General features: G+C 67.2%; 9 protein-coding genes. 5 read left to right on the top strand and 4 right to left on the bottom strand.

What is annotated here, in order from left to right:
• Positions 1-290: 290 nt before the first annotated feature.
• From dhaK to ptsP, 3 genes are read left to right on the top strand one after another with little or no spacing between them, the layout of a single operon-like run.
• Positions 291-1,364 carry a dihydroxyacetone kinase subunit DhaK gene (gene dhaK, locus D779_RS13370; RefSeq protein WP_043755043.1) on the top strand — a complete coding sequence of 358 codons (1,074 nt, stop codon included), beginning with the start codon at positions 291-293 and terminating at the stop codon, positions 1,362-1,364.
• Entirely contained in the window at positions 1,358-2,008 is a 651-nt protein-coding gene (gene dhaL / locus D779_RS13375) for a dihydroxyacetone kinase subunit DhaL (protein ID WP_198295718.1), read from the top strand. Before dhaK ends, dhaL begins: the two co-directional genes overlap by 7 nt.
• Positions 2,005-4,512 (top strand): phosphoenolpyruvate--protein phosphotransferase, encoded by a 2,508-nt coding sequence (ptsP, locus tag D779_RS13380; protein ID WP_043754814.1) that lies wholly within the window; start codon positions 2,005-2,007, stop codon positions 4,510-4,512. The genes dhaL and ptsP overlap by 4 nt, the downstream gene beginning before the upstream one ends.
• Positions 4,513-4,525: 13 nt before the next feature.
• Here ptsP and nifN read toward each other — a convergent pair whose 3' ends face one another.
• Together nifN and nifE are read right to left on the bottom strand one after the other, a co-directional pair.
• A complete protein-coding gene (gene nifN, locus D779_RS13385; protein ID WP_043754816.1) occupies positions 4,526-5,854 on the bottom strand; it encodes a nitrogenase iron-molybdenum cofactor biosynthesis protein NifN in 1,329 nt (442 codons plus the stop codon).
• Positions 5,842-7,194 carry a nitrogenase iron-molybdenum cofactor biosynthesis protein NifE gene (gene nifE / locus D779_RS13390; protein ID WP_081763524.1) on the bottom strand — a complete coding sequence of 451 codons (1,353 nt, stop codon included), beginning with the start codon at positions 7,192-7,194 and terminating at the stop codon, positions 5,842-5,844. Before nifE ends, nifN begins: the two co-directional genes overlap by 13 nt.
• Positions 7,195-7,958: 764 nt before the next feature.
• Here nifE and D779_RS13395 point away from each other — a divergent pair.
• Both D779_RS13395 and D779_RS13400 read left to right on the top strand, forming a co-directional pair.
• On the top strand, positions 7,959-9,254 hold the full coding sequence (locus D779_RS13395) for an AAA family ATPase (RefSeq protein ID WP_043754820.1): 1,296 nt from the start codon (positions 7,959-7,961) through the stop codon (positions 9,252-9,254).
• Between the two features lie 6 nt (positions 9,255-9,260).
• Positions 9,261-10,001 (top strand): retron system putative HNH endonuclease, encoded by a 741-nt coding sequence (locus tag D779_RS13400; protein ID WP_269747389.1) that lies wholly within the window; start codon positions 9,261-9,263, stop codon positions 9,999-10,001.
• Positions 10,002-10,070: 69 nt separating this feature from the next.
• Here D779_RS13400 and D779_RS13405 read toward each other — a convergent pair whose 3' ends face one another.
• Both D779_RS13405 and D779_RS13410 read right to left on the bottom strand, forming a co-directional pair.
• The gene (locus D779_RS13405; protein ID WP_043754823.1) at positions 10,071-13,427 is read right to left on the bottom strand and encodes an ABC-2 transporter permease; all 3,357 of its coding nucleotides are present in this window, start codon (positions 13,425-13,427) and stop codon (positions 10,071-10,073) included.
• Positions 13,424-14,311 (bottom strand): ATP-binding cassette domain-containing protein, encoded by an 888-nt coding sequence (locus tag D779_RS13410; protein ID WP_043754826.1) that lies wholly within the window; start codon positions 14,309-14,311, stop codon positions 13,424-13,426. Before D779_RS13410 ends, D779_RS13405 begins: the two co-directional genes overlap by 4 nt.
• Positions 14,312-14,430: the final 119 nt, after the last annotated feature.

Below are 14,430 nucleotides of genomic sequence, written 5' to 3' on the forward strand. Positions count from 1 at the left end.
GGCTCGCGAAGGAATCTGACCCCAATGATAGAGGTCGGGTGGATCTATCTCCAGCCGAACACCTTGCCAGAAAACGCGCGAGATTCAAAATGCCTGAGGTGTCCGACATTGCGCCGCGACCGGTGCGAACGGGTCGATGATTTTCCACCCAACCCCGGGTCTGCTAGATTTCCCACTACGACGCCGGCCATATGGCCGTACCCTGTCCATCGTCCATTCCACCGTTCGACGCGGCGCCGGGCGCCTGTCCCGATCCCACCCCGATGCCGCCCGTCGAGGGAGAACGCCCCGTGAAGAAACTGATCAACGATCCGGAGGATGTGACCCGCGAGCAGCTCGAGGGTCTGGCGCTCGCGCATCCGGACCTCCTCGAGGTGCATTTCGATCCCACCTTCGTCAAGGCGCGCCAGGCGCCCGAGGCGGGCAAGGTCGCCATCCTCTCCGGCGGCGGCAGCGGACACGAGCCCATGCATGCCGGCTATGTCGGGCGCGGCATGCTGGACGCGGCCTGTCCCGGCCAGGTCTTCACCTCGCCGACCCCCGACCAGATGCTCGAGGCGGGCAAGGCCGTTGCGGGCGGCCGGGGCATCCTGCAGATCGTCAAGAACTACACCGGCGACGTCATGAACTTCCAGATGGCGGCCGACCTGCTGCGCGAGGAGGGGATCGCGGTGCGCAACATCGTCATCGACGACGACGTCGCGGTGAAGGATTCCACCTATACCGCCGGCCGGCGCGGCACCGGGACCACGGTGATCGCCGAGAAGATCTGCGGCGCCGCGGCGGTCGCCGGCTACGATCTGGACCGTCTGGCGCAGCTCTGCAGGCGCGTCAACCTTCGGGGCAAGTCCATGGGCATGGCCCTGACCTCCTGCATCGTCCCGCAGAACGGCAGGCCGACCTTCGAGATCGGCGAGGACGAGATCGAGATCGGCATCGGCATCCACGGCGAGCCGGGCGTCGAGCGCATCGGCATCGAGACCGCCGACGCGATCACCGAGATCCTCGCCGGTCATATCCTCGACGACGGCCCCTACGCCCGGACGCTCACCGAGTGGGATCCGGACCGGGACGACTGGGTCGAGGTCGAGGTGGTCGACGAGACACTCGTCAAGGGCGACCGCCTGATCGCCCTGGTCAACGGCATGGGCGGCACCCCATTGTCCGAGCTCTACACGGTCTACGCCAGGCTGCACGCGCTGGTCGAGGCCAGCGGCATGTCCATCGTCCGCCGTCTGATCGGCCCCTACATGACCTCGCTGGAGATGCAGGGCATCTCCATCACCCTGGTCAAGGCCGACGACGAGTTGCTGCGTCTCTTCGACGCGCCGGTCCACACGGCCGGCTTGAGGTGGGGGTGCTGACCGTGCTCACGCATCGGCAGGTCATCGTCTGGATCGAGCGTACGGCCGAGGTGATGAAGGCGAACCGCGACACCCTGACCGAGCTGGACGCGGCCATCGGCGACGCCGACCATGGCAACAACATGGATCGCGGCTATCAGGCCGCCGTCGCCAAGCTGCCCGGGGACGAGACGGACGTCGGCGCCATCCTGCGGTCGCTCTCCATGGCCCTCATCTCCAAGGTCGGCGGCGCGGCCGGGCCGCTCTACGGCACCTTCTTCCTCCAGGCGTCCAACGCGCTCAAGGGCAGGACCGAGCTCACGGAGGCGGACGTCGAGCGCCTGCTCGAGACCGGGATCGACGGGGTCATGATGCGCGGCAAGGCGCAGGCGGGCGAGAAGACCATGCTGGACGCCTTGATCCCGGCCCGGGATGCCTTCGCCACGGCGCGCGGCCGGGGCGCGAGCCTGACCGACTGCCTGGAGGCGGCCACCGAGGCGGCCGGGCAGGGCATGCGGGCGACCATCCCCATGATCGCGACCAAGGGTCGGGCCAGCTATCTCGGCGAGCGCAGCCGCGGTCATCAGGATCCGGGCGCGACCTCCAGCTACCTCATCCTCAAGACACTGACCGAGATCGCCCAAGAGGGCCGGACGGCGTCGTGATCGCATTGGTGATCGTCTCCCACAGCCGCCAGCTCGCCGAGGGGCTCAAGCGCTTGGCCGGGTCCATGTGCCGGGAGTCTGTCCCCATCCTCGCGGCCGGGGGCATGGACGAGCCGGACGATCCGCTCGGCACCGACGCGCTGCGCATCCAGCAGGCGATCCTCGAGGCACTGGATGCCGAGGACCCGCCGGAGGCCGTCCTACTCTTCGCCGATCTCGGGTCTGCTCGGTTGAACGCCGAGATGGCGATCGATCTGCTCGACGAGGACCAGCGGGGCAGGGTGCATTTCTGCGAGGCGCCGCTGGTCGAAGGTGTGCTCGCCGCGGCCGTCCAGTCCGCCGCCGGCGCCTCGCTCGAGGCGGTGACGACCGAGGCCCGAAACGCCTATCGCCCGCCTGGGGCCGCCAATGGGGAGATGGCGCGCGGCTCGTCCCATGGTTCCCAGGCCGTGGTGCGCGAGTACATGGTCGCCAACCCGCTGGGATTGCACGCGCGCCCTGCGGCCATGCTCGTCACCGCCCTGAACCGGCATCGCTCCGACGTGCGCATCCGCAACGCCAGCCGCGACAGCGGTTTCGTCGATGGCAAGAGCATCAACCAGGTGGTGACGCTGGAGATCCTGCAGGGCGAACGGATGTGCGTCTCGGCGGAGGGGCCGGACGCGGATGCGGTGCAGTCCGCCGTCGCCGAGCTGGTCGCGGAAGGCTTGGGCGAAGGGACGCCCGGTACCGCCGTGCCGGCCGGATCCTCCGGGCCCGAGGTACGACCCGAACCGGTCGAGTCGGGTCCGCGCCTGACCGGCATCCCCGTTGCCCCCGGCCTGGCCGTCGGCGAGGCGCTGCGGTTCCGAACCCAGCTGCCGCCGGCCGAGACGCACCGGGTCGCCGACCCGGAGTCCGAGATCCGCCGGCTCGATTCGGCGCTCGAGCGGGTCGGACGGACGCTGGATCGGCTGGCCTCGGACAGTCGCGCCTCGGCCGGTGAAGGCGCGGCACGCATGTTCGAGGCGCAGCGGCTCCATCTTGAGGATCCGGCGATCCTCGACGCGGTGCGGAGGCTGATCCTCGAGCGCGCGGTCGATGCCGACTCCGCCTGGTCCGAGACCGTCGACGCCATGGCCGAGCGCTACCGGCGGCTGCGGGATCCACTGCTGCGGGCGCGCGGCGAGGACCTGATCGACGTCGGCGAGCGGGTGCGCCTCGCGCTCGCCGGCGCCGAGAGCGGGCCGCCGAGCCCCGAGCGTCCGGCGATCCTCTGTCTCGACCGGCTGCGCCCGTCCGACATCCCGGCCCTGGATCCAAACAAGGTTCTGGGGCTCTGCGTCCAGACCGGCAGCAGGACCTCGCACGCGGGCATCCTGGCCGGCGGGCTCGGTATTCCGGTGGTCTTCGGGCTCGGCGCAGGTTTGGGCAAGGTGGCGGACGGGCGGGAGATTCTGGTCGACGGGGATTCGGGCGCGGTCGATCTGGCGCCGGACGCCGAGACGATCGCGGCCGCGCGCGAGCGTCGCACATTCCGCCTGGAGCGGGCCGCCCAGGCCGCCGCCATCCGGCACCGGCCGGCGGTCACCCGGGACGGTCAGCGCCGCTGCGTCGCCGCCAACATGCAGGGGCTGCAGGATCTGGACGCCATCCTCGACAGCGGCGCCGAGGAGGTGGGTCTGTTCCGGACCGAATTCCTCTTCATGAACCGCGCCGAGCCGCCGGACGAGGCCGAGCAGTTCGCCCTCTACCGCCAGGCCGTCGAGCGGCTTGACGGCCGATCCCTGACCATCCGTACCCTGGACGTCGGGGCCGACAAGCCGGTTCCCTATCTCGGCCGCCCTGCGGAGACCAACCCGAGCCTGGGCTGGCGCGGTCTGCGCTACTGCCTGGACAGCCCGGACCTGTTCCAGACTCAGCTGCGCGCCGTTCTGCGGGCGAGCGCACTGGGTCCGGTACGTCTCATGTTCCCCATGGTCAGCACCCTGGATGAGATGCTCGCGGCCCGGAAGGCGCTCGACGCGGCCCGTCGAGGGCTCGATGAGGCCGGGATCGCCTACGACCCGAAGCTCCCGGTCGGTCTCATGATCGAAGTCCCCTCGGCGGTGGAGATCGCCGAGCATCTGGCACGGCACGCGGACTTCTTCAGCATCGGCACCAACGATCTGACTCAGTACCTGCTGGCCTGCGATCGCGATAACCCCAGGGTGCAGCACCTGCTGGATCCGCTGCACCCCGCCGTCCTGCGCGCCATCGATCGCACGGTCGGGGCGGCGAGAAGGGCCGGGATTCGGGTCGCCGTCTGCGGCGGCATGGCCGGCGATCCCAGGGCGCTCCCCGTCCTGATCGGACTCGGCGTCGAGGAGCTGAGTCTGAGCCCGTCGCGGATCCCCGAGCTCAAGCTCGATCTCGCCCAGTTCGATACCGGACGCTGCGAGAATCTGGCTCAGGGGCTGCTCTCGCTCGCCACATCGGCAGAGGTCCGGAAAGAGATCGAGGCGTTTCTCGCCGCCCGGTCCTGACCTCGGATCCGCGTCAGGCGGCCCCTTGCAGCTTGATCCGCTCGCGCTCGTGGTGGACCAGCTCTTCTCTCATGCGTTCGGCGGCATTGGCGATCTCGAAGAGAAAATAGGCGCCGCCCTCGTAGAGCAGGTCGTTCTTCAGAGCGATCCCGACCTCTTCGTAATTGGGAAAGCCGCGCATGACCGCCTTTTTCGCCACGCGATGGGCCAGGGCCTCGGTGTGGAAGTTGCCGATGATCAGATCGTAGGCGTCGCGCATCTTCTCGGCATCCTCGAGGTCTCCGACGATCACCTGGTCCGCCTCGATGTCGCCGAGGATGGGCGAGTCGACCGTCGAGATCGCCAGGGCGACCTTGCCGCCCACCTCGCGCAGGGAGGCGGCCATGGACGCCAGATGATCCGGCTCGGCGACCAGCAGGAAACGGGTCTGCCCGATGGAGAAATGGCTGTCGAGCATGGCGTCCTGCAGCCGCTTGCGCCAGCGTTCCACCACCGGCGGAGGCGTGTCCCGGCCGCTCGTCTCGAGCAGCCAGGCGACCAGCGCGTCGGTTCCCTGCAGACCGTTCACATGATCGAAGTGTCGGTGCTGGATGGCCGGATTCTTCTTCTGCAAGGTCGCGCCGACGGGCTTGACGGAGGCCCCGAGGGTGACGACGAAGGCCGCATCCGCGAGCTGCTTGAGCTCGGCGACCGTGACACCGCCGCTGCTCAGGGACGCCTGCTTCTCGCCCAGATGATTGTCGAGTGAGGAGGAAAGATCCGGGACGGCGACGACCTTGAAGCCGAATGACTCGATGAAGTCGCGGAGCTTCTCCACCTCGATCGGCTGCAGGCTGACATGGGGGACCAGCACGATCTTCTGGGCATCGACCCGGTCGCAGGGCTCGGTGAGCTGATCGATCAGCGCCTGGGTCGTCAGGGTCCAGCCGCTCTCCAGACCGCCCTGATAGTCCGGGGTGTTGACGTAGACCAGAGGCACGTCGATCTTGCTGGCGACGCCGCGGAGATCGTCCCCCTTGGTCTCGGTCAGTCCGGTGGTATGGACGCCGATCAGCTCGGGGGCGACCTTGTCGTGGATGTTCTTGATCGACTCGAGGATGCTGTAGTCGCCGCCGTCCAGCACGGCGATCACGTCGTTCACCGCGGTCGTCTGCAGGGCGATGGGCTCGCAGAAATGACGGGTGAACATCACCTTGGTGAAGCTGGCGCAGCCCTGGCCGCCGTGCATCAGGGGCATGCAGCGGTCGACGCCCAGGAACGCCAGGGTCGCCCCCATCGGTTGCGAGAGTTTGTGCGGGTTCACCTGCAGCGGCTTGCCCGATTTGCGTCTTACTGTTGCCATGGTGCCTTCCTGTCGACCAGTTCGAAGACCGGATTCTGCAGCGAGTTCTTGAGATCCTCGGCGAGGACCAGCAGCCCGTCGTAGCCGCCGTAGCTCTTCTTCTTCTCCTGATTGACGTCGGTGAAGGCGATCCGCTTCTTGATCGCGGTGTAGAGCGAGCGCCCGCCGGCCAGGAGCAGATGGGCCCCCGTGTCGTCGATCACCTTCGCCTGCTGGGTCGCCGGACTGGTCATGAGGATGGCGTTCTCGCCGAGATATTCGCGCGCCTTGGCCTTGTCCGCCTCGGTCGACTTGCGCACCGATGTCGCTACCACCTCGATCCCCAGATCCTGCAGCGCCGAGGCGATGGACCAGGCCTTGTTGCCGCCGGTGTTGAGCACCGCCTTCTTGCCGGCGAAGATCTCGCGGTACGGGATCAACTTCTCTTCCAGCCGGGCCTCCTCGCGGGCGATCAGGGCGCGGGTGCGTTCGATCAGATCGGCATCGCCCAGGGCCTCGGCGATGGCCAGGATGCTCTTGGAGGTATCGGTCTTGCCGTAGAAGGAACAGGAGATCCAGGGGATGCCGTATTGTTCCTGCATCTTGCGGGTCATGGACACCAGGGACTTGGCGCAGACGATCACATTGAGTTTGGCCCGGTGGGCGGTGCGGATGCTGGCGATGCGGCCGTCGCCGCTGAAGGTCGAGAGCACGCGGATGCCGAGCTCTTCGAGCAGATGGCGATAGCGCCAGAGCTCGCCGGTGTTGTTGTGCTCGCCGATCAGGTTGATGTCGAAGGGGGTCGTCTCCTCCGGCTCCTTGGTCCCGATCAGGTGTTTCAGCACCGCTTCTCCGGCGATGCGGCTGCCGAGGTTCTTGGCGCCGACGAACCCCGGGGCATGCACGGGCACGCAGGGGGTGCCGTGCTGTTCGCTCTTCTGCTTGCAGACGGCGTCGATATCGTCACCGGTCATGGCGGGGACGCAGGTCGAATAGACGAACACGGCTTCGGGCGCATAATTCGCAACGATATGGTCGATGGCTGCTGCCAGCTTCTTCTCGCCGCTGAAGACGACATCGTTGTTATTGATGTCGGTGGCGAAACCGGTCTGGGTCAGATCGCGCCCGGACCAGCTGGTCGGCGTCAGGCGCGTCTCCCAGGCCCCGCCGACGCAGGACATGGGTCCATGGATCAGATGGGCGGCATCGGCAAAGGGAAAGAGGGCGATCTGCGCCCCGTCGAGGGCGCAGCCGCCTGTGGTCGCCCCCGGCGTGGGGGCGTTGCAGGATCCCTTTTTGCTCTTGTTGTGTTCGCAGGCGCTTTCGACCAGCAGTTCTTTGATCTTTGGTTTGGACGACACGAGGCTTTCCGTCAAGTTCTGAAAATGGAGCCGAATACTCGGGATTATTCCAGAGGTTGGGGCATGGCTCCATTCTCCAACCGAGCGAGCCTCGATCTCAAGCGTGCGATTTCGCGGCTGAGCGAACTGGCCAGGTTAGGGGCATCGGATCCGCGTTGTCTGAATCCGGCTTCACCGGCGGCTCGTCCAGGCTGGCCACCGCCGCGTCCCGCGCGACCGCGACCGCCGCCACCACAGGGGCCGCGTCCGCGACCCTGTCCCTGACCTTGACCACGTCCTGCGCCGCTTGGTCCGGTTCCGTCTTTCATCGGCATCTGACATTCCTCTTCGATCGTGGACGTCTGTTGCCTGAGTCGGCTCTTGCGTCCACTGGCCTGAATCATCGTCTTGGCGTTCGACAGAGGTCGGAACCCCAAGACTCCAGTGCAGCGCCTCGGGCGCTGAACACGGCTGCAGTATCGACCCAATCCCGACGTAAATACCCTGATATTTCGCAATCAGAAACGCACATATGTGCATTTTAAAAAATGCCGTTGGCACTCTGAATCTAAACCCATTGGTCAGTCAAAAAGCCCTGCGAGCCTTGCTCATTTCCACCGCCAATCGCTGGGGAGATGCGGAACATTGATTTGCACCACCCGTCGGCTCATGTGGTCAAATAGCGGTCGGAGAAAAAAGCACTGGCAGCAATCTTCGTCGTTTCCGACGCTGATCGCGTTCCGGACGAATTTCGCCATGTCGCGTCAACGAGCGACCCTAGTCTCATGTACATCACCCGTATCTTCCTCAGAAATATCCGCGGATTCGCGGAGCTCGATTTCGATCTGACGCGCCCGGACGGCTCCTATGCCGGCTGGACTGTCTTTACCGGCGACAACGGTTCCGGAAAAAGCACACTGCTCAGGGCCGTCGCGATCGGTCTTACGGGTGCGGAGACGGCGCGAGCGCTACAGCCAAGTTTCAGTGGCTGGATCAAGGATGGCTCGGAAAAGGATTGGGCTTCGATACAGCTGACGATAACCGGCAATCCAGACGATGACGGGATGACGGGAGAAGGGCGCCGGCGTGGCGGTGCCTTCCCAGCGGAGCTCAGACTGGAGCAAGGAAGTCAAGATGTCGCTGTTCGCTCGATCAAGCCCGATGGAACGCCAAAGACCTATTCGACACCGGCTCGCACGATTTGGTCGGAAAAGGCGACCGGCTGGTTCAGTTGCGGCTATGGTCCGTTCAGGCGGGTCTTCGGCGCATCGCCAGAGGCGACGAGGGCGATGGTCTCGCCGGCCTCCGAGCGCTTCGTGACGATGTTTCAGGAAGCCGCGTCGCTCGCCGAGGTGGATGTCTGGCTGCGGACACTGAGCCACAAGAAACTCGAAGGAAACAGAGACGCAGAGGAGCAGCTGGATCTGCTGCTGAGCATCCTGTCGGATGACTTGCTACCCAATCAGATCGTTATCGATGGTGTCGATTCCGATGGATTGTGGTTGCGCGACCGGAACGGAACTCGGCTGTCGTGGGAAGAGATGAGCGACGGCTATCGTGCCGCACTCGCCTTGCTGACCGATATCGTGCGTCATCTGATCAAGATTTACGGCCTCCAAGGCTTGACCGAGACCCGAGACGGCAAGACGGTGATCGCCCGCAGCGGAGTCGTCCTAATCGATGAAATCGATGCCCATCTGCATCCTGAGTGGCAGCGTGAGATCGGCTTCTGGCTCAAGCGTCACTTCCCCAGGATGCAATTTCTCGTATCCACGCACAGCCCGCTGGTTTGCCAAGCGGCAGATCCGAATGGGCTCTTCGTTCTGCCAGAGCCTGGCGCACCGGAACGGCCGCAGGCGCTCGGCGAGGAGGACTACCGGAAGGTCGTTGCCGGGCGACCGGATACCATCCTGCTCACACCGGCTTTTGGCTTGCGCAACACGCGCTCGCCTCGTGCGGTGGAAGCCCGCGCGACGCGCGCGAGGCTACGCGCGAAACAACGCACCGGGGCGGAATGGACCGATGCTGAGGCCGCAACCTTTCGGCAGCTCGATATGTTTGAAATCGAGGAAGACCTGTAGGGCTCGATGCGGAGAATAGGACGCCTACCGCTGCCACCGGGAGCGGCATTTGCGTTACTGCGAAGGCAAGCCAAGGCAAACAGGCTGCGCGCGGAGCCAAATTTCGTACCGAGACGGTTTTGGGACAATGCTCGAAGATCGGGAGCCGTTCGAGCCGCCGAGGAGACGCTCAGGGAAATGGCCGGTGACACAGAGCGCTGCATGTACTGCGAGGATTCTCACGGCAGCGACATCGAGCATTTCTGGCCGAAGAGCCACTACCCCGAGCAGATGTTCGTTTGGCGAAATCTACTGCTCTGCTGTACTGAGTGCGGGCGGCTCAAGGGGACTCGATTCCCTTTGGACGAAACAGATGATCCGTTGCTGCTCGATCCTACGAGCGAGGATCCTTGGCAACACCTGGATTTCGATCCCGAGACCGGGAATATCGTCCCTCGCTTCGATATCGAGCAGAATGCCTTCTCCCGCAAGGGCGACTCAACCGTTGCCATTCTCGAACTCGATCGCCGCGAAGCCCTGGCGCGAGTCTATCTGCGTACCTATCGACGTCTCGTCCAGATCACGGCGGACGCAATCGATGACGCCAACCCGAATCTCGATTACCTGGTCGAGCGACTGCGAGCGGCCGACGATCACGGTTTGATCGCCTGGTGCCTTCATGGCGCAGGGAAGACGATGGATCCATTCTGCGTGCTTCGCGAGAAGCATCCCGATGTTTGGAGCATCTGTTGCGAATGTCTTCCCTGACGAATGTTGCTGCCGTCAGGTAGTTGGCCCAACCCCTGACCGGCATGGTGGCGATCTGGTCCATGCGGTTCAACGAATCGGCCCCAACTCCAGATTGTCCTCCGGCGCGCGCTCGTATCCGGCCCAGGCATCGAGGACGAGGAACGGCCTCTCATCCACGCCTGAACCCTCGCGCGTCCCGTCTCCCGGCTCCAGCGTCAGTCCCGAGGATGCGATCCGGTAGCGCCAGGCCTCGGCGTCCGTGTCGTCGGGCCGCCAGCCGCCGTCCAGCCAGCTCCAGCGTTCGCCCGTGCCGTCCGCGACATGCACGTCGGACGTATTGGGCACGCCCAGCAGGAGCGTACCGGCTGCCTCTCCGAGATGGGCGGCGATCGTGTCTCCGAGATCCTGGCTTCCACGTATCTCGGCGAGCAGCCCGGCGAGCTGTTCCGGCGTCTGGCGCGCGGTCCAGTCGAGCGCGGCGAGCGGGGCATAGTCGCCCGCCCAGCCGTCCGAGGTGGCCGCCCACAGCGGGCCGACCGGATCCGAGCTGCCGGCGAGCGCCTGGGTGGTGGCGTCGGCGCCGCGCGCGAGCAGTGCCGTCAGCGCCTCGACGTCGTCGATCTCGGCGACGCAGAGCAGTCCGACCGCGCCCGGGACGCCCTCGGCGAGCCAGGGCGATCCCGGACCCTGGCGCAGATCGGCGTCATCGCGGATCTGACGGCGGGCGAGCTCGGTCGCGATGGCGGCGCGGCGCTTCCAGCGTCCGACGCCCTGGTCGGCGACGTCCCAGTGCGGATCCTCGGCGAGGATCAGACTGTCGCCCGCGAGGCTCGAGTCCCCGAGCCCGCGCGGCCATTGCATCACCCGCCGCACCTCGGGCGCGGCGCCGAGGCGTCGTGCGACGCAGGTGCGCATCTCGGTCAGGTCCTCGGCGATGGTGACGGTCGCGTCGGCTCGGCTCGGATCCTGGGTATAGACGACGCCGTTCAGCTCGGTGCGCCCTGCCTCGGGTGCCCAGACGGCGGCGAAATCCAGCGGTCCGTCGAGCGTCCCTCCCTGTTCGGAGACATCCTTCCGGCCAGCGATCCGAAGGCTCCAGCGCCAGTCGCCGGCCGGCGCCGCGGCCCCGCTCGACAGGGTGGCGAGATACTCGGGCAGCTCGGCATCGGGCCAGAGCCCGAGCGCGGCCCGTTCGGCGGGGACGCGCAGCACCCGGTCCGGATCCAGTCCGAGCCTGGGCAGCACCTCGGCGGCGTGCAGCCAGAAGCCATTGGGCAGCAGCCAGGCGGGACGATCCTCGTCGTTCCAGCCGCGCACCGCTTGCGACCAAAGCAGTGCGACACGACATCCGGACGGGCCGCAATAGGGGAGACGCACGGCGAGATGATCCTCCTCGACGATGGTCGCCGCCGGTCGTCCCTCGACCGTGGCGTTCTCCAACTGGAATCCATCCGGCAGCTCGGCATGCAGGATGCCCTCGTCGGTCCGCACCCCATCGAGCGTCCACTGGCCCCGCAGCATGCGCGCGTCCGGATCGAGCGTCAGATCGACCGACCCTCCCGCGACCGAGAAGGGCGCCGCCGAGGACAGCCAATGCGCCTCCCAGCGGGCGTCCTTGGCCTGGGTCTGGGCGAGCGTCTCGTAGCTGCCCTCGACCCGGTAGCGCTGATGGAGCAGCAGGGCGAGTCCGATCAGGGCGATCAGCGCTACGCCCGCCACCTGGCCGGCCGGTCCGCTGAGACGGGTGCGGAAGGCGCGCCAGCGGACGTTCCGGCCCGCGTCGGTTCCGCGCGGGGCTAGGCTCGCGGCCAGAGCCAGCAGCAGGATGACGAGCGTCAGCTTGAAGCCGCCCGATACCAGAATCTGCTCCATCCAGGGGGCGAATCCGGTGAGCCCGGAGAGTGCGATGCCGACCGGGATGCCGATCTGCAGGGGCGGATAGGACACGAGCTCGGACTCGAAGTTGACCACCATCACGAAGGCCGCGAGCACCGAGGCGGCATAGGCCGGACCGGGACGTCGGATCGCCGCGTGCAGCAGGACGGTGACGGCGGCGAGCTCGAGCAGGGCGGGGAACAGGACCAGGACCTGGTGGCCCAGGGGCAGGGCGAGATCCAGATTGCGCGGATCCGTCAACACAGCCGTAATCAGGGTGCCGGCACCCGGAACCAGCGCCAGGATCAGGGTCAGAGCCCCGACCGCGACGAGCCGTCCGACCAGACGCACGCCCTCCGGGGCCGGGGCTGCGTCCAGCATCTCGCCGAGACCGATCTGGTCGTCGCGCCGCATCGTGGTGCCGACCAGTCCGGCGACGACGAAGGCGATGATGAGAAAGAAGAGCTCCGTCAGCAGCGGTGCGACCAGCTCGGGACGCGGCACCAAGGGGCCGTCGGCGTGCTGGACGACATGGAAGAAGGCGCCGACCACGGCGAGCAGAGTCAGGAAGACCAGCGCGCCCCAGAGCCCGCGCCGCCTCAGCAGTTGCCCGAGCTGCCAGAGCGATTCGGCGATCAACGCGCGCCACCAGGAGGGTCCGGTCACTGGACCGGGCAGGGACATGGGCGCCGATCCGGTCCGCGTCGCACGGTTCGTCCTCGCGGTGGCCCTTCGTGGTGCCTGCTCCAGGATCAGCGACTCCCGCGTCGCGCGTCGGATCCCGATCCAGAGCAGGGCGAGCGGCACCAGGCACCAGAGCAGGCGGCTGAGGATCAGCGCCGGGGTCGGCGCCAGCAGGGCCGTGGATTTCTCGAGGGGCGTCCAGTGCTCGACCTGATGCTCGGCCTCGGCGAAGCCGGAGGGATCGAGCAGCGTGGCGAGGAAGGGACTGGCGTCCGCGCCCTTGAGCACGATCATGGAGACCATCCAGAAGGTCATGAGCGCGGCGGCGACGGCGAAGGGGCCGGCCAGCCCCCGGGTGCGGATCGCCGCCAGGTAATAGAGGGAGCCGGCGCCGAGCGCCAGGGGCAGGGTGAAGACCAGCCAGGCCCAGGCGAACGCCGCCCAGGGCGCGGGCGCGACCGAGCCGGGCGGCACGGCGCCGATCCATTCCAGCAGGGGCGCGGCCAGGAAGCCGACGATCTGCGAGCTGCCGACCAGCAGCGCGACCCCGAGCGCCCCGATGAAGCGGGCCGTCAGCCAGCCGGACAGCGGCATGGGCGCGGTCAGCACCAGCTCGTTCAGACGCGCCGAGCGGTCGCGCAGGATCGGCTGGGCGAAGACCCAGGCCCAGGCGAAGAAGAGGAAGAAGGCGTCGCCCGAGGTCATGAGATAGACCAGGCTCGGCGCGTTGCGCGGGATGTCGACCGCGCCCATGTCGCGCAGATAGCCCGAATTGGCGAGCACCATCAGCAGATAGCCGACGAGCACCAGAAAGATGAGCGCGACGACCCCGCTGCGCAGCCCGGCCCTCAGCTCGTCGAGCGCCTCGTGCCAGAAGGGGCTCATGCCGCGGCCTCCAGGACGCCGGCACCGGCGAGCGCCACATGGTAGGCGTCCTCCAGCCGCGGCCGATGGGCATCGAAGCGCTCGTCCGGCGCCCGGTCCGACTCCAGGATGGCCAGGGTGCCGCCTGGGACGGCCGAGAGATGCACGGCCGGGGGCGGCGTCTCGCCGCGCGGCACGACCCGCGACCAGAGCCGGTCCGCGAGCCGTCCGGTGAGCTCGGCGGGCGTGCCCTCGGCGACGATGCGCCCCTCGGCGAGGATGGCGACCCGCGAGCAGAGGTTCTCGACATCCTCGACGATATGGGTCGAGAGCAGTACCACCGCTTCGGCGGCCACGTCCGCCAGCACGCGATGGAAGCGGTTGCGCTCGGCCGGGTCGAGCCCGGCGGTCGGCTCGTCGACGATCAGCAGCCGGGGCGCTCCGATCAGGGCGAGGGCGATGCCGAAACGGCGCAGCATGCCACCCGAATAGGTCGCGACCGCCCGGTCGGCGGCCTCGGCGAGGTTGACCCGCTCGAGCAGGGTCGCGATCTCGGCGCGTCGTTCGCGGCGCTCGGTGCGGCCCTTGAGCCAGGCGAAGCGGGTCAGCAGCTCGCGTCCGGTGACGCCCGGATAGGCCCCGATCTGCTGCGGCAGATAGCCGAGACGGCCGCGCACCCGGTCGGGCTCGGCGAGCAGGTCGATCCCGTCGAGACGGATCTCGCCGCGATCGGGCGTCTGCAGCGTCGCCAGGGTGCGCATCAGGGTGCTCTTGCCGGCACCGTTCGGGCCGAGCAGCCCGTAGAGTCCGGGCGCCACCTCGAGATCGATGCCGCGCAGGGCCGCGATACCGTTGGGATAGGTCTTGGCGAGACCACGAATGGAGAGTCCTTCGGTCGGAGACATGGTGGGTTCCGTTCGGTCGTGAGTCGGTCGGGCGCTGGGGGCCGGGGGCCGGGGGCCGGCGCCGCGAGCCTCATGAGTGAGAATGCATCTGAGACATATTCACTTTTCGGGCGGAGGGC

The organism is Imhoffiella purpurea (assembly GCF_000585215.1).
GTDB classification, from domain to species: Bacteria; Pseudomonadota; Gammaproteobacteria; order Chromatiales; family Chromatiaceae; genus Imhoffiella; species Imhoffiella purpurea.

Bases quoted from the DNA above. Each gene is read 5' to 3' on its own strand.
- nifN (WP_043754816.1), bottom strand. From the start codon at position 5,854: ATGGCAACAGTAAGACGCAAATCGGGCAAGCCGCTGCAGGTGAACCCG.
- D779_RS13395 (WP_043754820.1), top strand. From the start codon at position 7,959: ATGTACATCACCCGTATCTTCCTCAGAAATATCCGCGGATTCGCGGAG.
- D779_RS13400 (WP_269747389.1), top strand. From the start codon at position 9,261: ATGCGGAGAATAGGACGCCTACCGCTGCCACCGGGAGCGGCATTTGCG.
- D779_RS13405 (WP_043754823.1), bottom strand. From the start codon at position 13,427: ATGAGCCCCTTCTGGCACGAGGCGCTCGACGAGCTGAGGGCCGGGCTG.
- D779_RS13410 (WP_043754826.1), bottom strand. From the start codon at position 14,311: ATGTCTCCGACCGAAGGACTCTCCATTCGTGGTCTCGCCAAGACCTAT.